We start from the raw sequence: 24,076 nt of genomic DNA on the forward strand, positions 1-24,076 counted from the left end.
GTGAAGTCACGATGAAGGAATTATTCCCTCGTAAAGGGCTCCCCAATATAATTCAAAAATTGGAAAATGGGGATACCGTAACAATCGTCTATTTCGGCGGCAGTAATACGCGATCTGAAGGCTACAGGGTCATGACGGCGGATTGGCTTCGTAAGCAATATCCTAAGGCGGATATCCGCACTGTGAATGCAGGCATTGATGGGACAGGATCGGATTTGGGCTGTGCCCGTTTGGAGACAGATGTACTGCGTCATCGGCCTGATCTAGTATTTGTTGAATTTGTCGGTAATGATGGTGGAGATCCAGAATCCAAGGCGCGGATCGAAGGGATTGTCCGTCAGATCCGCAAGCGGAGCTGGTTTACCGATATCCTGTTCGTTTATACGCTGAAGGAGCGGGATGTGGTCTTATTCCAGTCTGGAGAATACCAGAAGGGGGCTCTAATGCAAGAGGAAGTGGCCGACTATTACGGTATTCCTTCGATTCATCTGGGCGTAGCGGTCAGTCACTTGGTGTCGGAGGGAAAACTCGTTTTTACCTCAAGGGAAGACTTGTCCATTTCCGGAGCCGTTGTTTTTACGCATGATTCGATCCATCCGACTATTCCCGAGGGACACCAGATTTACACGGATACGATCACGCGGTCATTTGAGAAAATTAGAGAACTTCAGGAGCATCCAGGAAGGTCAGTACATCACTTACCTCAGAATCCGTTAGTCCCGGCTAATCCTTGGGAGTATGCGTCCATGGTGTCACTGGATAGTTTTACCGATTTTTCCGCAGGATGGTCTTATATGACTCCCGATGATTGTGCTTTAGTGCGTGAGTACAATTGGTTGTTTCCCGGCCTGTGGCGAGCAGTCGATCCTGGAGAGGCTATTACGGTGCAGTTCGAGGGAACCCATATCGGGTTATTCGATATCGGGGGGCCTGATTCTGGCAGATTGAAGGTGTCGGTGGATGGTGGGGAACCCTTTATTGTCGATCGATTCACACTATACAACGATCATAATCGAAATCAGTATGTATTCTTGCCGGAGCTCCCGAATGGGAAACATACAGTTCGCTTTGAAGTCGATACCGAAAAGACAGACAAAGCGGCTGTGTTTGAGGCATGCGGCAATGAACGAAGTATTGAGCATGTTCGGAAGCATCCAGATTGGTATGATCAAACGGTGATCCAGCTTGGGAAGTTGTTATTGGTGCAGCCGCCATTATAATTAATCATAAGGTTTTATTCAATTGAAAGACCTATATCATACTGACTGCAGTTGAGCGGCCAGTTATGATGTAGGTCTCTTTTTTAAAGGAAGACAAAGTCGTTTCTTCTTGCTTAAAATCTTATAAGAAATTCTTAAAATCAAAGAAATTTCACAGTTCTGTGACATGCTATGATAAAAACGACGGAGCGGGATTAGCCAGAAGGATACGGCTGATTGCTTCTTTATGATCTTCGAACAAAGGAGGGTTTTATTATTTTGAAAGCGTTATCAACTTAAGGGAGGCTATGAATTGTATGATAAAAAGGAAGCTGTTTTTCTTAATCGTTTTCATCGTGACGATATTAGTTCCTTTCAGCCTAGACGGAATAAGGACCGCTTATGCAGAGACCTTACCGTATAAGACGATTATCATCGATGACGGGAGCATCACGATCAATGATGTTGTGACACCTGATGTGGGTAACGAGAACAACGGATATTCGGCTCCGAATTGGACCACAAGTACAGGGGTGAAGGGGTATGATAACTCCAGCTCCAAATATACGAGTACAGCAGGCAGAACGATATCATGGAATCCACGATTGGAAGCGGGAACGGCGAAAATTTCGTTATACAAGCTTAACTGGGAAGATAAAGCGGATAGCAATGTAAAAATTGAAATCGTCCACAATGGAACGACGGATGTTCTTTTTATGGATTTGAGACCTTCATTTGGCGCTTCTGTGGGATGGGTTGATTTGGGAGAGTACTATTTTTCTGGAGTTGGTAACGAATTCGTTAGATTAACTCGGTCTACCAGCACAACCAGCACGATACTTACTCGTGCAGATGCGGTTAAGTTCGAAGGGAATATTCAGCAAAAAGAGCCTCATAAGACGATCATCATAGATGATGGAAGCCTCACGATTGATGATGTCGTCACCACTGATGTAGATAACGCAAATAACGGGTTCTCCGCTCCTGATTGGACTACAAGTACGGGAGTGAAGGGATATAATAATTCCAGTTCGAAATTTACCGATGCAGTAGGAAGAAGCATCACATGGAATCCGCGATTAGAAGCAGGGACAGCGAAAATTTCGTTCAACAAGCTTGATTGGGCGGATAAAGCAGACAGTAACGTTAAAATCGAAATTGTTCACAATGGGATAACGGATGTCATGTTTATGGATCTGAGACCCTCGTCGGGGCCATCGGCCGGATGGGTTGATTTGGGGTCCTATTATTTCAGCGGTGATGATAGCGAATTTGTCAGACTGACTCGAACACAACCTACGACCGGAAAGATCATTACGCGGGCCGATGCGGTCAAATTTGAAGGGAATATACGGCAGCAAGCTCCACCGTTGCCTCCGCTGCGCAGCCGTACATTGGCGAATCTCAGTTACACGGAAAAAGGCAGCATCGAGAATGCCAGCTATAAAGCGACCTTTTATGAAGCAGCTTGGGATGAAGGGAAAACTATCGTTCGTGATATGTTCTACAAAGACACGGATACGGGGAACTGGGTGCCTGTCAATAATGTAGCGGAAAGACTTGAAGAACAATGGGTCTTATTGGATGGAAATGCGGGGAGTCGAACCAATTATTACGATACGATGAACAAACGTTGGATTACATTCGACGAGATCGTTTTCCCAGACAGCCACACGGCGGTATTAACCGATTCTTCACATGAAAGCGATTACGATTTACAAGTGAACTGGTCCATGTCAGGGGACAAACCTGATGTTTCCTTCGCCTTTACACCTCGCAGGGATGGCAATTATGTAATCGGTTATCAGTCCTTCACAACAGAGCAAATCTCAGGCGTCAATGAAGTGTTAAATGGTTTCAGGTCACACGCCAAAATGGTAGGTTCAGTGGAATCAACAAGCTTAAGGGAACTAAGCGCTCCGATGAGTCTAATTGAGAAGAATGACGGTTCGGGGAATCCATTGACATATGGGGTATTTGTACCGTCGGATGAGCTTCCGGTTGAATTTGAACCGACGGGAGGCGTTACGAAGCAAAGGCTTGGCATGAGCCTTGTCAACAACGAAGGCAGCGTGCAGCCAATCTTGTATGCTCCTCAATTAGGGACCTATTCGCAAATGAACGCAGAAAGCACTTATCAATTTCATATGGGACTAATCGCTCAAAAAAGCAAATTGTATGAGTCCTACGCGGATATTCTTCGCAAAGAGTACGGTTATTCTGCATACAGGGAAAATGTATCAGATCAGTCGCTTACTGACGCGATGTTCAATATGATCGATTTACTTAAGATAGAGCCGCAAGGAGATGACTCTGTTGATTATGTCCCGTCACCCAGCGGGTGGTGGAGCCGTGCCAAGGGCTTTATTGACATCGAAAACGAGGATAGCGTTCGAACAAGCTCGAATGCGGTTCTTTTGGGGGCTTACTATTTGACTGGGGATGACCAGCTCTACGATACGAGAGCATTGCCGTCCGTCCAGTATGGCTTATCGCGAAATGGTATAGGCTGGTCGCCGACGCAAAAGCCAGTATACGGTGTGCCGTCGTTATGGAAAATGGCAACCTTGCCGTTCGATTTTTCAAGCGTAACCGCTGTCAATCAGATGATGGGTACTTCGGCAGGAATTGGGGCGCTGGCACAAGAAGAGTACCTCGTACGTGATCCTGACCAGAAAGACCGGGGTCCTGTTATTCAGCCCCTGATGATGTATCGTATGACGGGAGATGCGCAGTATTTACAGGCTGCCAAGGATGCAGCCGACAGCTATATCATGCAGCATATTGATACGCCTGCATCTGTTAATGTTAGTAAAAATGAGTTCATTTATTATTATAGCAAGCTGTGGATGGAGATCTTGGAGCTTTACGAGGAAACTCAGGATCCCAAATACTTGAATGCCGCTTATAAGGAAGCCAAACGGTATGCAACGATGTTCGTTGCTCGTCCGGTTCCTGAAGGTGCCGTTACGATTCCGCAGCCTGAGACGTATAATTACGCGGAGTCGTTCCATTGGCCGGAAAGTGGTAAATATCAATATCCTCGGATCAAGCTCCCAGAAGATGTAGCCGGAGGCGTACAAGCGGATAGTTGGCTTGTTTCTCCCAATGGATTGACGTTTGAAGCGGGAAGTACAACTGGCTATTATCGGATGAATGCTCAGGAAGCTCCATTCATGCTGAGATTGTCGCTCTATACTGGTGATAAACTGCTGCAGGATATTGCTCATAATGCAGTTATTGGACGATATTCTAGTTATCCAGGTTATTACTATAAGGGTTTCGCCGTTAGCCAACTTGAGCCAGAGTTTCCTCTGGAAGGCCCAAGCGGGGCTACATCCATTTATTATCACCATATCCCGGGACAGCTCGGGCAAACGATGGATTATTTGATCAGCGAACAAACGTTGAAATCGAAAGGTAGTATTACATTTCCTTCTGTTTTTGAAACTAATTTTTTATGGTTCAAATATCACCTCTATGGAAATAAACCAGGGAATTTTTACGGTAATTCCGACGTTTGGCTCTGGATGCCCAAGGGGATTATTAAGACCAACCATCCTCAATTGAACTGGATAACGGGAGAGAGCGGGAATAAATTCTACATCGGGTTAAGCAACGAATCGTCAGCTGAAGTCCAGACTCCGATCGAATTGAATGCACAAATCATTGGGTTCAACCCGGCACAAGATTATACTGTAACCATCATCCGCGACAATGGCACACCAGAGCAAGCGGTTATGAGTGGCGGAATCATTCAAGCCACGGTTTCAAGCAAAGGAATAACCGCTATCATTGTAGAAGGACTCAACATTGATGTGCCGCTGCACCAGGTCAGAACTGCTGATACATCGGAGGCAAGCTATTTCTTCGATATCCACAGTCCAATAGATGCGGTTAAAGGTATGCTGATCGTCAAGCCCGACGAAACGGCCTATGATGCTTATGTGCAGGCAAAAACGACAAAACCAGCGACGATCCATTATTCCTTGGATGGCGGGGTTACGTATACGATCATTCCAGATACGATCTATCCGATGGAATGGTCGATACGGGTAAATGATTTATCCCAAACCTTCACTTATTATGTGGAATCGGACGGGAAACAGACCCGCAAGCGGACACTCTATTTGCCTGATCAGGTACAAGAAACTCCGGTTCAACCGGATTGGCAGAAGGGTTCATCGATCATTGTGGATAATACGGAGGCGGAGACAGAAGGCGCCTGGATACGGGATACAACGGCTAACGACTATTACTATGATAACTATGTGTACGCCAAATCGGCTGCCGGTACTGCGACAAGCAAAATTAAATGGCGGCCTGAGCTGCCGGAAAGTGTTACTTACAGTGTGTATTACAAGCTTCCGCAAATAACCGCTACAAGTGAAAATTGGGCAACGAATGCCTCATTTACCGTTTATTATAGTGGAGGCTCCGAGACGGTTACCGTTGATGAGACAACGGCCAATGGGACTTGGGTGCACCTGGGAGATTATCCTTTTGCAGCAGGCGATAGCGGATATGTCGAATTAACCAATAAGGCCAACAAGTCACGGGTAGTTGCCGATGCGATGATGTGGGTGGATCCAAACAGTATGCCGCAATTGGAGTCTGTGGTGATCCTGTCGGATCGGGGTGAACTGCAAATGACTCAAACTGCACAACTAAGCGTGACCGGCTATTTGGATAACGGTCTGATTGGTGATCTATCACAGGCAAATGTGCAGTATTTCGTTGATCGAACCGATCTGGCTGAAGTGGACAGTAGCGGTATGTTGACCCTTCTAAGTCTCGACGGAGAAACGGATCATATTGAGGTATGGGCCACTGTAACGATTGACGGGGTGACCTTAACAACGCCGTCTTTGACAATTGCAATCAGGGACTTAACGGTTATTGTTGACAGCACGAATACAACTGGGTTATACACGACAGAAGGATCTTGGAGCCAAAGCAATTTAGCCGGATACAAAATTGGGGTTAAGTCCCGTTACTCTACCGTGCAAGGATCATCAGCGACGTGGAAAGGCCAGTTCCCAGAGGGGAAATATACGGTCTCCATCTACAAGCTCGTCCATACGACGGCAAACGATAATTATGTCAAAGTAGAAGTGAAGCATCAGTCGGTTACCGAGGTCACGTATATTGATGCAACCATCGGCTCGTCAGGGTGGGTTAATCTAGGAACGTTCGACTTTACTGGAGACGGCAGCGAGTACGTTCGTCTAACCAGGGTTACTCCGACAACGGTAGATCCGCCAACTCTACCTGCCGATATGATTTATACGAGGGCTGATGCAGTCAAGTTCGAACGGCATTCCGTTAGCCCGCAATTGCTTGCAAATGGGGTGCCAGGTAAACCGGCACTTTCGAATAATAGCGGTGTTGCGACAGGCATAAATGATGGCAATTACGAAGTTACGATGAATATGTGGTGGGGAAACAATGGCTCACTGTATAAGTTGTACGAGAATGGCCAATTGATCAAAACGAAGTCACTGGCCGATGTTTCGCCTGCTGCCCAGACTTCCATTATTCCTATTCAAGGAAAGCCGAATGGAACCTATGTGTATACATGTGAGTTATCGAATTTGTATGGAACGACTTCATGTGATCCACACACCGTCACCGTGACTGAGGCGAATCCCGGCAAACCTGTGTTGTCTAGTGACAACTGGGATCAAGATGGGGACTATAACATTACTGCTAATATGTGGTGGGGCACGAACGCAGCACAATATCGATTATATGAAAATGGCAAACTCATTGAAACGCAATCTTTATCTTCACAAACACCAAGTGCTCAATCGGCCATTACACAAATCTCAGGGAAAACTCCTGGCATTTATCAATATCACTGTGAGTTTATGAATGGAAGTGGAACTACGGAAAGTGATACGATACAGATTATTGTAAAATAAACCTATGAGCTGAGTGGATGAGAACAATCCATTCGGCTTTTTTATTTCCTGGGATTTAGTATGATCTATTTTTCTATATTCGAAGTGAAGTCCAATATGTCTGTGTATCCAGTGATAATATGGTTTATAGAACCGTCGCTGGCTTAAACAAAAAAACCTGACGGATTCATATCCGCCAGGCTTTGTTCAATTAAGAGCCGTAAACTTCAAAATCGAATATCGAATATCCGTATACGGTACCTCTAGCAGTACACAGCACTCTGACGTAACGTCCACTATTTGCAGTAAATGTAATATCGTCAATAGAACCATCACCGGTCGTTGTTACGTAAGCATCCGTCCATGTTGTTGCGTTATTAGATACCTGAACTTTGTAGCCTTTAGCGTAAGCGTCTTCCCAATTCAACTTGACGCGGTTCACACTTTGGGTTGTACCCAAATCGACGTAAATCCATTCATTATTGCTTCCTTCCATGCTAGCCCAACGGGTAGTAGAGTTGCCGTCTGTTGCCTTGGAAGCTTCAAATCCTGCACCTTCGATAGAGCTGGCTACCGCTGTCTTGCCCAGCGCAAGGTTGGTGCTGTCAGAAGGAGTTGGATTTGTAGTTGCTATAGCGGTATTGCTGTTAGCAGACAGGTTGCCTGCGGCATCTACAGCTTTTACCGTATAGCTGTAAGCTGTAGCTGCGGTAAGACCGGTATCGCTAAAGGATGTGTCTGTAGGTGTGCCTACTTCCAAACCGCCACGCAATACCCGATAGCCGGTTACTCCGACATTATCAGTGGAAGGAGTCCAACTCAGATTGATTTGGCTGCTTGAAGTTGCTGTTGCGGTCAGATTCGTTGGATCTGAGGGAGCTTGTGTATCCGCAGCACTGTAGGTAGGCTTCCACCAGTTCCCCGAGATGAACAGTAGGTTCAGCATGTTAAAGGAGTCGCTGAAGTAGCTTTCCTTTTTATTCTTCATCCAGTCCCATCCTGCATTGACCCAAGCTTGATGCGTGGTGGTAGTCGTCGCTGCGGAGATGAAAGGCGCTACGAATACCGCTGTTGCATAAGTACCACGATTCGCACCGTTCAATTGGTAACCGTCCTTCACATTGTTCGGATTGTTGCTTGTTTTTCCTTTGATCCATACCACCATTTTATTGGCAATATCCTTACCACGGGTATCTCCGTACAAGGCATAATCCATTACGATACGAAGCGGTACACGGCTTGCATTGTAGTTATATTCATTTGTTTCAGGGAACTCTTCCAAATAATTTTGGGGAGCCGGCTTAGGCGGGTTTCCTACCACGAAGTCCGATATCAGGCCTGTGCTAGACGAATAAGCTGCAGTAAATTGGCTATATACGTTATACAGATTGTTGATGACATTTAGCCAAGTTGAATCTCCAGTTACTTCATTGAAAGCCCGTAGATGGCTGAGCATCCAGTCGGAGGGACGCGTATTCAAGGCGCTCTTCGTATCCCAGTCACCAAGGTTCAGTCTGTTGTTAGTTGTCACATTGCTAAGCTTAATAGCGCCAATCATCTTTTTGGCTTCAGCCAAATAATTGATCGTTCCGGTCGAGCCCCATTGGCGATCGGCTAGAATAAGGGAGTAAGCGATATCAAGGTCCCCGTCTGTTGCGGAACCGAAGTGCCCTTGAGCCCCAGTATTATCTGCTACTACCCATCCCATCAGGTTCGGGTTGTTAGAGCTCTTGAATGCTCTGGCTGTTTTGAACAAACCGTCATAGATTATTCTGGAATTCGTATCGTAACCGGCCATAAGCACAGTAATGACCATACCGTATCCTTGGCCTTCCGATGTGCCTAGCGGATCGAAGCCGTCCGCTTCGCCAGTAATATCACCTTTTACATAGTATCCTCCTGGCAGCGAGGATAAGTTGTTTTTAAGATAAGTAGCCTTCCAGTAGTCATAGTAGGAAGCTACTGAACTGTTCAACGAGGATTGACTGACGTGGTTTGGTTTAATGATGCCCGGATAGCTGACTTGTTGAGGAAACGGTTTCAATTCACCCGCTCCATGAGCTTTTGGTTGAAGCGGTGCAGGTGCGGCTAATGTCGATAGAAGAATAACCGCCGAAAGCATAACAAGTAACATCACTTTCATTGTGCCTGAGGTCGATTTCAATGAGTACATAAAAATTCCTCCTTAAGTGATGGTTAGTTTAATTAGCAATAAGTGCTACACATACCTATAAAGTTTAAGCGCTTTAACTTTAAGACAGAAGTGACATTTCACTTATATGCTGAAGAAATTTGAAGATACACGCTTTAATAAGGAATCATCGAATCCTCAATGTCACGATTATCACTTTCATTGTGCCTGAGGTCAATTTCATTGAGTACACAAAAATTCCTCCTTAAGTGATGGTTAGTTTAATTAACGTCAATGAATCCTCCTTCCCTATAGAATGATCTCCAAAGTAAAACGCTTAACAATAAGTGCTACACATGCCTATAAAGTTTAAGCGCTTTAACTTTAAGGTGTAAGTGACACTTCACTTATATGCTAAAGAGATTTGAAGATATGCGCTTCAATAGGAAATCATCGCATCTTCAACGTCACTTTTCACCTATAGGTAGAAATTGCTAACCCAGCAGCATTACTTATGCACAAATGTATCACAACTATTTTCGCCGTGTCTAGGTGTTTGTGAATAAAATTTTAAAATTAATATTCATAAATAAAAGCGTTTACACCAAACGACAGTTCCTTTTTAAATATCGATCCCCTAGCACACAAAGTTGCGAACTAGGACTATTTTTTCATAAGTCAAATTTGTTCTAATTCAGTATAAATAAGCGCTTACATGAGGGGCTGGCTAAACTTACAATAATGTCTAACCATTTAAATTTGGGAACTGCTCCTGCAACGGCGAAGAATTTCACTGTAATGGCTTTCATGCAAAGCTAGGTTGAATATTGGAAAGGGGGCTGTCATGGGGATTACAAGACGAAAACCAATAGAGATTATCTTGTTTACCGCTCTGATTGTTCTTGCTTTACTCGTGCTGAGCTTAACTAACAAAAAAGCGGAACTGCCTGAAAATTGGATATTTACAGTAGAGGGATACGCCGTAACAGAGGAAGAATTTCAATCTTTTGTCAAAGAGCAAAGAGCTATAACGGTAGACTATTTCTTCAGAACTTATGGGGCCCAAGTAGATGAGGGCTTCTGGACACGTCAATACGGCGAAAATCATGAAACCCCCTCTGAATACGCCAAAAATTCTGCGATGACTGCATTGCTAATGTCCAAGCAGGAGCAATTTATTGCAGACAAGCGAGGAATCGCCCCTTACCAAAGCTTTGATGAGCTTAAATCCGACATGGAAGAAGAAAATGTTAAGCGGGCTAAGATGGATGATTCAGGAGAGACTTACTATGGGTTGCCTCAGTTTGATTTATATCAATACATGCAATATTTAAGTGGCGCCCGTTGGCCCGATTTGATAGAAACCCAGGTAAAGAAAACGAAAAAAAGCGACACTGAGTTACAAGTTGAGTATGCATCAAAAAGTGCGGAATATGTTCGTGTTGCTGATAAATTAACGGCTGCGTTAGCGACAGCGGGACTGGCCAAAGAAGAGAAAGTGCTAAATCGTTTGGATATATCCAAAGAAGATACCGAGTCTCTTAAGTTCTGGGAGTCTTTAGCTGCTGCTTCTGTAGGTGAGACAGTAATCGGTAAATATATGGGCGAAGATGTCGTTGCCACATTAACCACAAAACCGGAAATCACCAAGCTTAAACTGGAAGATGTGAAAGATTCCATTCTATACGGATCGGCGGAATCTGACTTGCGAGCGTTAATTGCAAATACAAATAAGTTGAAGATCGTATATAACGGTAATCGATTCAGTGATTTAGTAGTGAACTAGAATAGTTATGTTTTTAAATTTATAAAAATCTATGTCTATTAAGACTTCCATAGATACAGATTTTTTATAAAGTATATATTTATTAACTTCAAAGGGAGGAAATTTTAGAATGATACGATCGAAATGGATGCAAAAAGCTTTGTCGATAGTTACGGCTACAACGTTGGCATTCCCTGGTCTGTTCGGCTTGGCGCCTTTATCTGAAGCATCAGCTGCGGGAGGGGGCGAATCTTTTGACTCCGTTGTACTAGAATTGACACAAGCGGCAGGTCAATCAGGCAGGGTAAATCTCACCTATAAAGGTTCGCCTTTAAGCAGTCTGGTTAAAGGACCGGTTATTGACGAGGTAAGTTATGATTCCAGCAATTCGCATCTTTTAACTGTTAATAATCAGGGTAACATTACTTTATCTAACGGTTATACATTTGCGTCGCCAGGTGCCCCCGGCGTCCCGGTGACAATCACGGCCACGGCAGATTATTACCCTGACTCAGAAGTGTTATTCATGGAGGACTTCGAGAACAACAATGGTCCGATGACATCTATGAGCAAATTAGGCTCGTCATTCACACTGTCCGATGCACAGTCCCGCTCTGGATTGAAAGCGATTACACCTTCGGATGATACAAATAATGAAAAGGTAGCCCAAGACGTGGCATTGCCGGCTGGCAGCAATTATAAGATGACGGCATGGTATTTTGACCCGTATCCCAATGACGAGAAGACAGCGACGGATAGAACTCAATTTGCTATTGTAGATGGCAAAAATGCTACCTTTGCCGGGACATTCTATCAAAGTTCAGAGGCTGATGTTATTCATAACCCGACGAAATATACTTGGGCTTATGCACCATCATCAGCGGGTACAGCAGGCAATCGTTGGAAAGATAGCGGGGCTTTACGTTCAACAGGCTGGCATAAATTCGAGTGGCTTATTACACCGAATGGTGCGACGTTACAAATAGACGGAACATTAATATCCGATACAGCGCAAAGTGATATTTACAAAGCTATGAAGAGCGGTACAACCATTCAGCCTAAAATATCTGGGGGATGGAATAGCCAGTCAGGGAACAAAGCTTATATTAAAAATAAACATCTAATCGACGATTTTTATGTTGTAAAAGATGTGGCTACAACAACAGGTACCAGAACATTAACAGTGAATTTGGTACCTCCCGGCGGATTGCCAAATTTAGAAATAATCACGCAGCCCACAAGGGCAGAAGTGAAACAAAATGAGACAGCAACATTTAGCATTACGGCATCAGCCGCTGCTACTGCTTATCAATGGTATGTATCTGATGACGAGGCCGGCTTGAGCGGGACAAAAGTCAGCGGAGCTGATAAGGCAGTATTAACACTTTCCAATGTGGACGCAGCTTCACATCAAGGCAATTTTTATTATTGCGAAGTTTCCTCGGCAGAGGGAGTTGTGGTGAAATCCCATGCTGCACCGTTGTTGATAACCACCAATACGCAGGTGAATGCACCAATTAATCCAACGCTTGACTCGGATACGGGTATTTATAATGGCGCTTCCAATTACGGTGATACCCTTGTAACACTGTTCAAAGACGGTGGACCTGTGGGTTATTATTTATCGAAAAATGGGGGACCCGACCAGCCTAACAATCATGAAAGGCATCATGTTCTGCCCTATGCAAGGGGACTGGGAGTGGGCAACTACACTGTTACAGCCATTGTTATAAATACTGCGGGAGATATCAGTGAAGAAGTTGCAGCATCCGGAATATTGAAAATCGAGAAATTGCCTACACCGGCAAATGCCAGATGGAACGGCACATATGCTACATGGGATCGCGTCGCTAACGCATCTGCCTATTCGGTTCAACTCTTCAGTAATGGAGTGATTAATGGAAGCCCGATTGCAGCAACAAGCAATGATACGGCTTTGTCTCCGACATTAAACGATACATTTAAAGTAAAGGCAAACGGCAACGCAACGTCACGATTCTTGGACTCTGATGAATCAGGGGAGAGTGCACAATATTCAGCGAACATTGCGCTAATTCGCCAGAACGATACATTACGGGCAGGAGATAGAACGCGGTTAATGGTTGACACAGCTGATGTGTTCGTTGCGGATAACATCAGCTTCAGTCCGGCGGATCAAGACAAGAATAAGATTGAAGTTGATGATGCCGGATTCGTGACGGTTAAGAAAGGTTATATTCCGACAGGGAACGAAGAAGTTACTGTACATGTGAGTGTTGATTACTTCAATAAGGCTGACACTAAATTTTACGATGGATTTGAAGGGGAGAAGAAATTTTCAAATGGTGCGAACGGATATGTTCACAGCGATGTGATGTCCCGTACCGGAGGAAAGGCCGCGACATCAAGCGGCGCCGGTCAGGTGGCGACTGTTCCAGGTACCTATAATTACGCCCCTGCAACCGGTAAGACAACAATCGTTACTGCTTGGTACTATGATGATGGCAGAGCGGCTTCCAATGACCACGCTGTCTTTGGCTTAACCCCATCGTCCAATGAACATATCGGAATAAATTATGGTAATGGAGATGGTGACTGGGCGGCAAATCTGACCAATTACGCAGTCAGACCTGGTTCATCCGGGAGATTCTATCCTGTAGATGTCAAGCGAAGCAAAGGTTGGCATAAATTTCAATGGTTCGTTACATCAACAGGAACAACCTATAAAATCGATGGACAAGACATTCAAAGGCAAACAACAGCTGGCGGTAATTTTGATACTCCAGTTAAGAACAATATTTCCAAGATCGATGCATTGCAGCTTGCTACGAACTGGGGCAACAAGCCAGGAACGGTTAAGGATATACAGAACAGGCATTTTATTGATGACGTATATGTTATCGATAGTGGAATAACATCCCAAACCGGAACAGCTTCTATTACACTAAAGCTCTTGCCTAAAGAGTATAGTCACTTAGAAGACAGCACATATGTTATCGGTCTGGATGACTATAATATCACCGTAAATCCTGATTTAACGGATCTGACTGGAGTGGAGATCGGCGCTGTAACTCTACTGCGGGATGTGGATTATACGGTTAGCGGTAATGTATTGAAAATTAACAAAGAATCATTCGCAAGAAATAATATCGTGCCAGGAAAATATACCATTAGACTGAATCTGAATCCTGCCGAAATCACATTCGAGTTGAACATTCTACCACTTGAAGTCCGTGATTATTATTTCTCCAATAACGGTGACGATCATGCAGATGGACGCACACCGGCTACGGCATGGAAATCAATCTCCAAGATTAATGAATATGTATTTATGCCAGGTTCAACCATTTATCTGGATGCAAATAGCGTATGGAACGAACAAATCAAACTGCGCGGCGATGGTGAGGAAGGAAATCCGATTACGCTTACAAAATATAATACGACCGACCCTAACCAACGCCCGATAATTAATGGTGGAGGAACAGCGTCAAGCCCATCAGGCATTTCCTTAAACGGTACCATTGAGTTATATGACGTTAACTATTGGGTAGTCAGTGGAATTGAAGTAACGAACATCGGCAATGCGGCAGGTGACGGCCGTTCCGGTATCGCTGTAATGTCACGGATTTCCAAGCTGGGACAAGGTCAGTTTAATATTCAAGATTATGCTGATGCTCGTATGCAAGGAATCGTCATTCGAGATAACTACGTTCATGATGTTAATGGGCTGCACCAAGCAAATGGAGCAAGTAAGGTATCCGGTGGCATCATTATTAATGGTTATGTAGATATATTGGTTGAAGGTAATAAAACCCTTCGCTGCGATAACGAAGGTATTCGCAACAATGCCTACGGGCCAAGCAATCCAGGGACTAATAACACAGGCATTACTTGGAGTAATTCAAGCTATCCTTGGGCATCCAACGCTGTGTTTAGAAACAACTGGGTTTCTAGTTCGGTTGGAGATGGCATTGTCATGTCTGGTGGGAACAACTCCCTTGTGGAACGAAATGTGGTCACGGACAACGGTTATAGCTATTTAAGCGATAAGAGCGGCAATCTGGTTACGAACTGGGGTCCAAATAATACAACACCAACATATCTAGGTTCGCAAAACTATGCGGCAGCGTGGATTATGGCAAGTAAAGGTACGATCTTCCGCTATAATGAAGCCGTAGACAACCCTTATCATGCAAGTAATGACGGTATGGCATGGGACATTGACAACTATTGTCAGGACAATGTGTATGAATACAATTACAGCCGAAATAACTATGGCGGTTGGTACTTACAGATGAATGCTGCCAAGGGCAATATCGTTCGCTACAACATTAGCGTGAACGACGGTCGCAGCCCGGATTTTAACAAGAGCTTTAACAGTCTTATATTACTTGCGGGAGGTTCTTCAACGAGCGAGGAATTAAGTGGCTTATACTATAACAATGTCATCGTCACACCATTGAAGAATAGCAGTTCGTTAGTATTTGACCCGACAGCCTCCAACTTGCACATTTATTTCCAAAATAATATATTTGCCTACACTGGGGAAAACAACCAGGTGGGTCTGAAAGGTGGGGGAACATCAGCTCCATTTACAGCCGGACGTTTTACGAACAACATTGTATATCCGGCTAATCTTTTTGGCAGCATGAACGCAGGTGGAGGCGGATATCTAGGTGCAGGCGTAACAGCAACAGACAACCGCTATGTAACAGAAGAGGAACTAAATTCTATATTAAAAGATTATAAATCTGCGCCTGAACATTGGATTAGCAACAGTGGAACAGTGGATGCCAAGCTTGATTATAGTGCGATGAACGGGTTCCGTCTTGCGGATGGTAATAACCTGGCCTATGGTGCAGGTGCCGAGATTGTAAGTCCATATGTGGATCGGGCGAATGCTCTGCCTCATATGACGGAGAGAACAGACTTCTTCGGCAATTCACTTAGCGGCAGAACGCCTTCCATCGGCGCGCACAACCCTTATGCGGTAACTTTTGATTCCAATGGGGGCAGCGAAGTTGCGGTGAAGTTCGCTGACATGGGCGGTACAATTACCGAGCCAACAGCGCCGACAAAAGATAAAACTGTCTTCGGCGGTTGGTATCAAGATACAGAATTAAACGATGCTTGGGATTTCGATGCTGATCCTGTTACAAGGGATATTGAATTATATGCGAAATGGGCTGAAGACGCAGGTACGGCACCAACGATTACGACGAATTCGCTTGCGGATGGCAAGGTAGGACAACTTTATTCGACAGTTCTTACCACTGATGGCGATAAGCCGATCAAATGGGCCGTTGTAGAGGGTCAATTACCATTAGGATTGAGCTTGGATGAAGATGCAGGTGTTATCTCTGGTACACCAGATCAATGGGGTCAATTTACGTTCAAAGTTCAAGCCAACAATGACGCAGGCAGTGACACAAAACAGTTCAATATAGTGATCACTGAAGATGTCTCAGTTGACACTGCTCCAGAGATTATCACTAAGAATTTACCAAATGCCAAAGTTGGACAACCGTATACAGTAACATTAGCGGTATATGGCAGTGAACCGATTACTTGGAAGGTCCAGGGAGGAGGTTTGCCAGTAGATTTGAACCTAAATGAAGCAACAGGCGTTATCTCGGGTACGTCTCAAGAGGCAGGATATTACGAATTCACTGTTGCAGCTACGAATGATTTTGGTATAGATCAGCGAGAATTGAGTATCGAGATTAAAGAAGATAAGCCAGTGGATACAGCTCCGGAGATTATCACTAAGAATCTGCCAAGCGGCAACGTGGGACAACCGTATACGGTAACATTAGCGGTTTACGGCGACAAACCGATTACCTGGAAAGTGAGTGATAATTATTTACCTGCTGGGCTGAATCTAGAAGGAGCTACGGGTGTTATTTCAGGCGTGCCTACTGAAGCGGGAACTTACAAATTCAATATTACGGCTTCCAATCATGCTGGCATGGATACGATAGAGTTAACTATTGTAATTACTACAAATGACAGTGGTGGCAATAATGGCAATAACAATGGCGGCAATTCAAATGGCCACAGCAGTACGCCGACTCCTTCGCCAGAGTTATCCGTAGCGGAGCGTATTGATGCTACAATCAAAGAGCAGCTGAAGAAGGGCAATTCCATTGCATTGACGATGTCCGCCGGAAAAGATGAGCTTGAGATTCAAAGCGATACGATCGGTGCGATTATTAATGCCGACAAACCGCTAATCGTTACGAATGACACCGTATCTATTAAATTGTCCGCTGAATTGTTGAAGCAATTGAATACAGGAAAGCGGATGAAGATTGTCATTAAACCTGTAGCTGAAAGAGACGGAGCTATAGGGCGGGGATATGAATTAAAGATCTTCGTGGATGGCCGGGAAGTAACGGATTATACAGGGCTTATACCCGTAACCTTCGATCTGTCAAAAGAGAAGCTGTCGACAAACGAGCTTAACATGTTATGCGGTGTTATGCTTCAATTGAACGGTAACATGGAGCCTTTAGGCGGCAACTATGAGCGTGAGACAGGTAAATTTACCTTCACGGCAAAAGGACTAGGTTATGTCTTCATTACAGCCAAGCCTGAACCTGTGAAATTGGAATTCACTTTAGGAAAGACAGGATATAAATTAAACGGAATCGAAATGAGTATGGACGTTGCTTCAATGGTAGTTAAAGGCAGAACGTTAGTCCCACTGCGCTTCGTTGCCGAGAGCTTAGGAGCAAATGTAAGCTGGGATAACGTTACGAAAACCGTAATGATTACCTTGAAAGGTCAGACTTTGTCGATTAAGATCGGTGAACTTGCACCAGGAATGGATGTAGCAGCTGAACTTGTAAACGGTCGTACAATGCTCCCATTACGTTTCATTGCTGAGTATTTTGGTGCAAATCTATTCTTCGATAATATTTCGAAATCTATTAGTATCATAAAGTAGTATTTCCTAAAATTAGCAGCTACGCTCGAACCCCTCTAACATGCACTGCCATGTTAGAGGGGTTTCTAGTGTGCGCCCGGCATGGACGATAACTTGGCGGTGAAAGTCCGCACGAACAATAAAATTGTCTTAACTGGAAACAATTCTTTAGATTGTGTTAATCTGTCTAATAGTGAACTCGATTTTGAGAGAGGGATGTTACTTGAAAAGAAACGTGTTATATATTGAAGATAATGAGAAGATAGGCAGTTGGGTAAAGGAAGAATTGGAACAACGAGGATTTTCAGTACAGTGGCTGCTTTCTGGTGAAGGAGCTGAAAAAGTAGTAAACCAGCATGAAATTGTTATTTTGGATATTATGTTACCCGGTTTAGATGGATTTACTGTGGGAAAACGATTAAAAAAGGCGGCTCCTGCTGTTCCTATTTTGCTGTTAACTGCTCGAACATCGATAGATGATAAGGTAGAAGGGTTACAATTTGCTGATGACTATTTAACGAAACCATTCCATACGGATGAATTAGTGGCAAGATTAGAAGTACTAATCCGTCGAGGTGGCGGAACACATCCCGAACGTATTTCATTAGGGAGTTATATTGAAGTAGATCCAGAAGTCCAAATGGTATTTGACAAACACACAGGGGAAGAAATTATATTGACAGGGAAACAACATCATATTTTGATGTACTTCTTACGCCACCCTAATCAAGTTTTACCAAAAGAACAAATCTATGAAGCCATCTGGGAAGAAGCTTATATCACAGGTGATAAAACATTAATGGTACATATTCATCGACTGCGTCAAAAGCTGGAACGTCATCCAGACTCCCCAGAGATTATTGAAACATTGAAGGGAATAGGCTATCGGGTGAAACTATGAAACAGACTAAATCATTATTTGGTCGTTTCCTAAAAGGACATTTTCTATTTATCTTTTTACCTCCGATCGTACTTATTTTCTTATCAGCGTTCATTGAGTCTCCTTTTAATGAAGAAGAGCTGAATAAGTTAAATTATTTTTACATTGTACTTCTTTTGTTTGGTTTTATTATTGTCGCATTTGTGGTAATTTCTTGGATTTTCTTCTTGAGACTTCGTAAACGTCTTAACCTCTTACAGGAAGTCATGTCATTTTCAGCTAATCATAATTCATTTCCTAAACCAATATCCGTTCAACGTGATCGTATGGATGAAATCGACCAGTTAGGCAGTTCTTTTAATTGGATGATTCAGCAGCTTGAAGACAGTCGTAAGCGGGCATATGAAGAGGAATTGTTACGACATCGACTCATAGCGAATTTATCTCACGACTTACGTACGCCACTAACCATTTTGAGAGGACATGTCACCCGATTAAATAAAGAATCAATGAGTCTAGAAGGACAAAACTCACTAACAGAGATGAACCATACAATTACAAGAGTCGGAGATCTAATGGATGATTTACTTTCCTATACATTGCTTACATCAGGCAAACATCCTTTTGAGCCCACTTCAACAGATATTGGACGTTTAGTAAGAGCATCTGTTGCTGCGTGGTATCCTGTATTTGAAGAAAAAGAAATCCAGATCGAGGTTGATTTACCGACAGAGGCGACTTTTTATTGGGAAGCAGATCCTAAATGGATGACACGGGTTCTGGATAATTTATTTCAGAATATTCTTCGCCATGCAGCAGAAGGGAAATACGTAAACATTGGGGTTGATGTAGAAAAAGAACAGATCATTGTTGCAGACAGGGGCCCGGGGATGGATAACTCTTCCTATGAGGGTGGGGCGGGGATAGGTTTATCGACTTCAAATTATATGTTGAATAAAATGAAGCTGAAAGCTGACTTTACATCAAATGAAAACGGCACAAGAGTGGCTATTGGTAGAGCTTAACCTAAAGTTAACCCAGAAGTAAACAGCAGGATAACCGAGATGTAACTTCGCTTCTTTATAATTAGAACCATAACAGAAAGGAAGTGTTATGGTTGCTTACAATTAATAACTTAGTCAAACATCGCGGAACTGGGAAAATCTTATCAGGTATCAGTTTTAAAGCTAGACCTGGCAGAGTAACTGGTTTTTTAGGTCCAAATGGAGCAGGAAAAAGCTCTACACTTCGCATCCTGCTTGGATTAGATCGTGCTACCTCAGGGAGTGCACTAATCAATGGAAAACCATTCGCAGAATTACATAATCCTCTAGCAACAGTAGGTGCCGCGCTTGATGGATTTGGAGCTCATCGTATGCGAACAGGACGGGCACACTTGCGTTGGATTGCCCGTGCCGCAGGATTGTCTAACTCACGTGTCGAGGAAGTTCTGGAAATAGTAGGTCTTACTAATGCAGCCGGAAAAAGAGTTGGGAAGTATTCTCTTGGTATGGGAAGGAGACTTGGAATAGCAGCTGCGCTACTCGGTGATCCAAAAATATTGATTTTAGATGAACCCGTAAATGGGCTCGACCCAGAAGGAATTCGGTGGATCCGGACATTTTTACGTGAACGTGCTGAGTCTGGAAATACGGTGTTATTATCCAGTCATCTAATGGGAGAGCTTGCAGAGACGGTTGATGATGTGGTGATTATTAAGCACGGAAGCATCGTTGCAGATGGAACATTGGAAGAAGTAATAGGTAACTATTCCACCCTGGAGGAAGCTTTTTTTGCCCTGACATCTGAAAATGCAGGTGAAGTTGTATGAGAGCATTCAACGCGGAACTATCTAAATTGTTCTCCCTGCCAGGCATTTGGCTAGCCTTGCTTATTGGAGTGTTTGCCCCAGCGCTTATTGCTGCCTTAGACAGCATAGCCCAAAAAGAGGAGATTATAGCTGGAGTTAGCACGCGGCTATCGGAAGTTGGCTATATCGGGTTAGCTCTTGGTGTGCAAGGCGTTATTATTCTTGGTGTGCTTGCTGTCAGCAGTGAGTATTTAACAGAGAGCAGTGAATCTGGTGGAGGACAACAGATTACAACGAGTTTAACTGTTGTTTCATCCCGAATTCATTTTTTGCTGGCAAAAGCAGGCGCTGTGACTGTGATCAGCATACTGCTTTGTATTGTTGCTATTATGACAACTGTGTCTGCAACGCATCTTATTCTTGGTGAATATGCCCCTGCCTTTGAATGGTCCAGACTTACCGGTGCCATTTGTTACTGGACATTCACTGCTCTTTTAGCACTTGGAATTACTTTGCTAACTAAGAATGGCATCCTCCCGCTTGCTGTGCTCATAATAAATTCATCCGTTGTATCATTTAGTGTCCTGTTGTATAGGGTTACAAAGTTGGCGTTTTACTTACCAGATAGGGCTGGCGCTGAAATGTTTATGTTTACGGACAACATGTCCACAGGCAGTTTATTCGACAGGTTTCACACCCCCTTCACAGGCGGTTTAGTCATGTTTGCCTGGGTAGTCGTTGTTTTCATTGTTGCAGCTATTGTGTTCCATAGGAGGGACGTTGCAGCATGAGTGTCTCATCTAGTAGAAAGATAACACAAATCCTGGGTGCTGAACTGGATAAATTAGTTACATTACCATTGATAGGGCTCACTCTTATGGTTACATTCATTCTTAATTTAGGTTTAGCCGCAGCTTTTACTTCTGTTGATCTACAAGAGGCAGCAGGAACGCAAAATATACTGAATACAGGACTTTCTTCTATGGGATATCTACAAGCAGGGTTCATTATTCTTGGTATCTTAGCTACTTGTTCAGAGTATACAGGGGGACAGATTCGAACTACTTTAACTACGATACCTTGGCGAGGGTTTCAATTATCCACGAAGTATTTGGCCTTGACCATTATAACCATTCCTGCGTCGTCTATTACTACTGCATCAGGTGTACTATATACCTTTATCATGATGAAAGACACAGCAGTAGTGATTGAAATAGACGAAATGATAAAATCATTAGCAGGTGCAACAGGCTATCTAACTTTAACCACCCTTCTCAGTGCAGCTGTAGGTGCATTATTAAGACGAACTACTCCTTCTTTAGTGGTATTGCTTGGTTATTATTTTATTGTCAGTCCATTGTCGAAAGATTTTGTACACCGTATTAAAAATTATTTTCCGGATACTGCAGGTTATTATATGTATATGCCGCCTTCCTCTGATGGAATAAATGATCTTACACCCATGGAAGGGACATGTACTTCCCTGTTATGGACACTGATCTTTATTACAGCAGCCATTGTATTTTACCGTAAACGAGATGCCTAACTCTGAACTAGCTGATATGATCATTTAACTAGATCAATATGCAACAAACATTAATGTTTGAATAAAAGATGTTTTTGAGCAATTCAATAAATAAGTATTTCATCTAAGAACGGACACCAATATGAGTGTCCGTTTATTTTATAAATCAATAGAATAGTCTGGATTAATGACATAGTCTAGGATTTTAATAATAGAAAATAAATGTACAAATATCGCAAAGAATCATGAGTGAAAGTTCTGCTCACTTTTTTCTGGACTGATCAGTTCAGATATGTTATATTTCAATGACGGGAGGTGTTACTTATCGCTAGGACAAAAGAATTTAACAAAGATCAAGCGCTGCATCAAGCCATGCTGTTGTTTTGGAAAAAAGGATACGAAGCAGCTAGCATACCGGATTTACTAGAAGTGATGGGCATTAGCCGATCCAGCCTTTACGATACGTTTTCCGACAAGCAAACCTTGTATACAGATGCCCTTGAGCATTATAAAAAGGGGAATTTCAATAAGCAGGCTATTCTTGAACAGGCATCAAGCGTAAGAGATGGAATTCTTCAATTTTTTGAGTATCATATTGCTTCAGCATACGATACCAGCCTGCCGGGCGGATGTTTTGTTACGAATGTAGCTACAACATTGGAGTCGCCAGATGAAAAAATTAATGAGTTGATAAAGACTAGTTTTTTGGAATTAGAGCAAGCTTTTTGTGACCTTTTAGAAAAGGGCCAGCAACGGGGAGAAATTGATAAAACGACTGATATCAAAGTGTTATCTTATTTATTGCTGAATTTACATCAAAGCATAAATATAATGGCCAAAGCAGATCAGCATCCGGAACGTGCAAAAGAGATGATTAGCTTTGTAATTGCAGGAATCTAATTTTTTTTAATTATTCCGGAACGATCGTTCCGTTATCGTGTTTCCCATATTATGAAGGTGATAATTGAAAAGTATATGTTAGACTATATTTTTTTGATTATTTTGGAACGTTCATTCCGTTATTGAGAAATCCATCACAATAAGGAGAGGTGTCTATTGAAAGTATCGTTTATTGGGCTTGGAAATATGGGGCTCCCAATGGCCCAAAATCTATTGAAAGCGGGTTATGAATTAGTCATCTTTAATCGGACCCCTGAAAAAGTTGAACCCTTAATGAAAAAGGGAGCACGATATGCCAAAACACCGCTAGAGGCAGTGAAAGAAAGCAATCTTGTAATTACCATGCTTTCTGATGATGCTGCTTTGAAGGAGGTCGTCGAGGGACCGAATGGTGTATTGAATGGATTATCGGAAAATGGAATTCACATCTCTGCCAGTACAATCAGCGTAGATCTGGCTCGAAAATTATCCGTCTCGCATGCGGAGCGAAAGCAACACTTTGTGTCTGCCACGGTGATGGGGCGCCCAGATGCCGCTAAAGAAGCTAAATTGCGTATTATTTTAGCTGGTCCGGAACAAGCAAGACAACGGGTACTTCCCGTTTTAACAGCAATGGGTCAAGAGATAGTAGAGATTGGGGATCACGGCGAAGAAGGGAACGTTGTAAAAATTGGCGTTAACTTTCTAATTGCTTCAATGCTGGAAGCTTTGTCGGAAGTGCAGCTAATGGTAGAAAAGCACGGTATTGATCCGTCCCAATTTATGAATGTTGTAAATGCTCTTTTTCAGTCTCCAATATATCAGAATTATGGAGCGATCATGAGCGAACAGCGCTTTGAACCAGCCGGTTTTAAAATGAAGCTTGGGTTAAAAGATGTTGCATTGGCTATTGAGGCAGCGAAGTCCGTTCAAACTCCTCTACCTTTAGGTCAGCTTATCCACCATCACTTGTCTGAAGGAATTGCCAATGGTTATGGTGAGTTGGATTGGACGGCTTTAATCCGTTGTCTTGAGCATTCTTCTTAAGAAATTGGGTTGTCACCGATGATGTCGGGC

General features: G+C 43.4%; 12 protein-coding genes and 2 pseudogenes. 11 read left to right on the forward strand and 3 right to left on the reverse strand.

The window, feature by feature from the left end:
* Positions 1-11: 11 nt before the first annotated feature.
* On the forward strand, positions 12-1,220 hold the full coding sequence (locus MHH60_RS02245; RefSeq protein ID WP_076133076.1) for an SGNH/GDSL hydrolase family protein: 1,209 nt from the start codon (positions 12-14) through the stop codon (positions 1,218-1,220).
* A 296-nt stretch (positions 1,221-1,516) separates the two neighbouring features.
* A complete protein-coding gene (locus tag MHH60_RS02250; RefSeq protein ID WP_076133074.1) occupies positions 1,517-7,123 on the forward strand; it encodes a golvesin C-terminal-like domain-containing protein in 5,607 nt (1,868 codons plus the stop codon).
* A gap of 190 nt (positions 7,124-7,313) precedes the next feature.
* Here the strand turns inward: MHH60_RS02250 and MHH60_RS33195 are convergent, their stop codons facing one another.
* The 3 genes and pseudogenes from MHH60_RS33195 to MHH60_RS02260 all read right to left on the reverse strand — a co-directional run.
* A complete protein-coding gene (locus tag MHH60_RS33195) occupies positions 7,314-7,760 on the reverse strand; it encodes a discoidin domain-containing protein (protein WP_415624296.1) in 447 nt (148 codons plus the stop codon).
* Positions 7,758-7,964 (reverse strand): annotated as a pseudogene (locus MHH60_RS33200) (fibronectin type III domain-containing protein); the annotation flags it as partial. The pseudogene MHH60_RS33200 and the gene MHH60_RS33195, both read right to left, overlap by 3 nt.
* A gap of 18 nt (positions 7,965-7,982) precedes the next feature.
* A pseudogene (locus MHH60_RS02260) lies at positions 7,983-9,155 on the reverse strand (glycosyl hydrolase family 8); the annotation flags it as partial.
* A 922-nt stretch (positions 9,156-10,077) separates the two neighbouring features.
* On the opposite strand from MHH60_RS02260, the gene MHH60_RS02265 reads away from it, so the two are divergent.
* From MHH60_RS02265 to MHH60_RS02305, 9 genes are all read left to right on the forward strand, one after another.
* Positions 10,078-11,019, forward strand: coding sequence for a hypothetical protein (locus tag MHH60_RS02265; RefSeq protein ID WP_076133071.1), 942 nt, complete (start codon positions 10,078-10,080; stop codon positions 11,017-11,019).
* A gap of 109 nt (positions 11,020-11,128) precedes the next feature.
* Positions 11,129-17,926 (forward strand): putative Ig domain-containing protein, encoded by a 6,798-nt coding sequence (locus MHH60_RS02270; RefSeq protein WP_076133069.1) that lies wholly within the window; start codon positions 11,129-11,131, stop codon positions 17,924-17,926.
* 202 nt (positions 17,927-18,128) lie between these two features.
* Positions 18,129-18,806: a response regulator transcription factor gene (locus MHH60_RS02275; RefSeq protein WP_076133068.1), complete on the forward strand. Its 678-nt coding sequence runs from the start codon at positions 18,129-18,131 to the stop codon at positions 18,804-18,806.
* Entirely contained in the window at positions 18,803-19,810 is a 1,008-nt protein-coding gene (locus MHH60_RS02280) for a sensor histidine kinase (protein ID WP_076133066.1), read from the forward strand. The genes MHH60_RS02275 and MHH60_RS02280 overlap by 4 nt, the downstream gene beginning before the upstream one ends.
* Before the next feature lie 83 nt (positions 19,811-19,893).
* Positions 19,894-20,616 (forward strand): ABC transporter ATP-binding protein, encoded by a 723-nt coding sequence (locus tag MHH60_RS02285; protein ID WP_341041153.1) that lies wholly within the window; start codon positions 19,894-19,896, stop codon positions 20,614-20,616.
* Positions 20,613-21,386 (forward strand): ABC transporter permease, encoded by a 774-nt coding sequence (locus MHH60_RS02290; protein WP_076133063.1) that lies wholly within the window; start codon positions 20,613-20,615, stop codon positions 21,384-21,386. The genes MHH60_RS02285 and MHH60_RS02290 overlap by 4 nt, the downstream gene beginning before the upstream one ends.
* Positions 21,383-22,141, forward strand: coding sequence for an ABC transporter permease subunit (locus tag MHH60_RS02295; protein ID WP_076133061.1), 759 nt, complete (start codon positions 21,383-21,385; stop codon positions 22,139-22,141). Before MHH60_RS02290 ends, MHH60_RS02295 begins: the two co-directional genes overlap by 4 nt.
* Positions 22,142-22,435: 294 nt before the next feature.
* Positions 22,436-23,020, forward strand: a complete 585-nt coding sequence (locus tag MHH60_RS02300; RefSeq protein WP_232061372.1) for a TetR/AcrR family transcriptional regulator — start codon at positions 22,436-22,438, stop codon at positions 23,018-23,020.
* A 156-nt stretch (positions 23,021-23,176) separates the two neighbouring features.
* Positions 23,177-24,046 carry an NAD(P)-dependent oxidoreductase gene (locus MHH60_RS02305; protein ID WP_076133058.1) on the forward strand — a complete coding sequence of 290 codons (870 nt, stop codon included), beginning with the start codon at positions 23,177-23,179 and terminating at the stop codon, positions 24,044-24,046.
* Positions 24,047-24,076 lie beyond the last annotated feature (30 nt).

The sequence above is a fragment of the Paenibacillus sp. FSL H7-0716 genome, from assembly GCF_038002705.1.
Classification (GTDB): Bacteria; Bacillota; Bacilli; order Paenibacillales; family Paenibacillaceae; genus Paenibacillus_AQ; species Paenibacillus_AQ odorifer.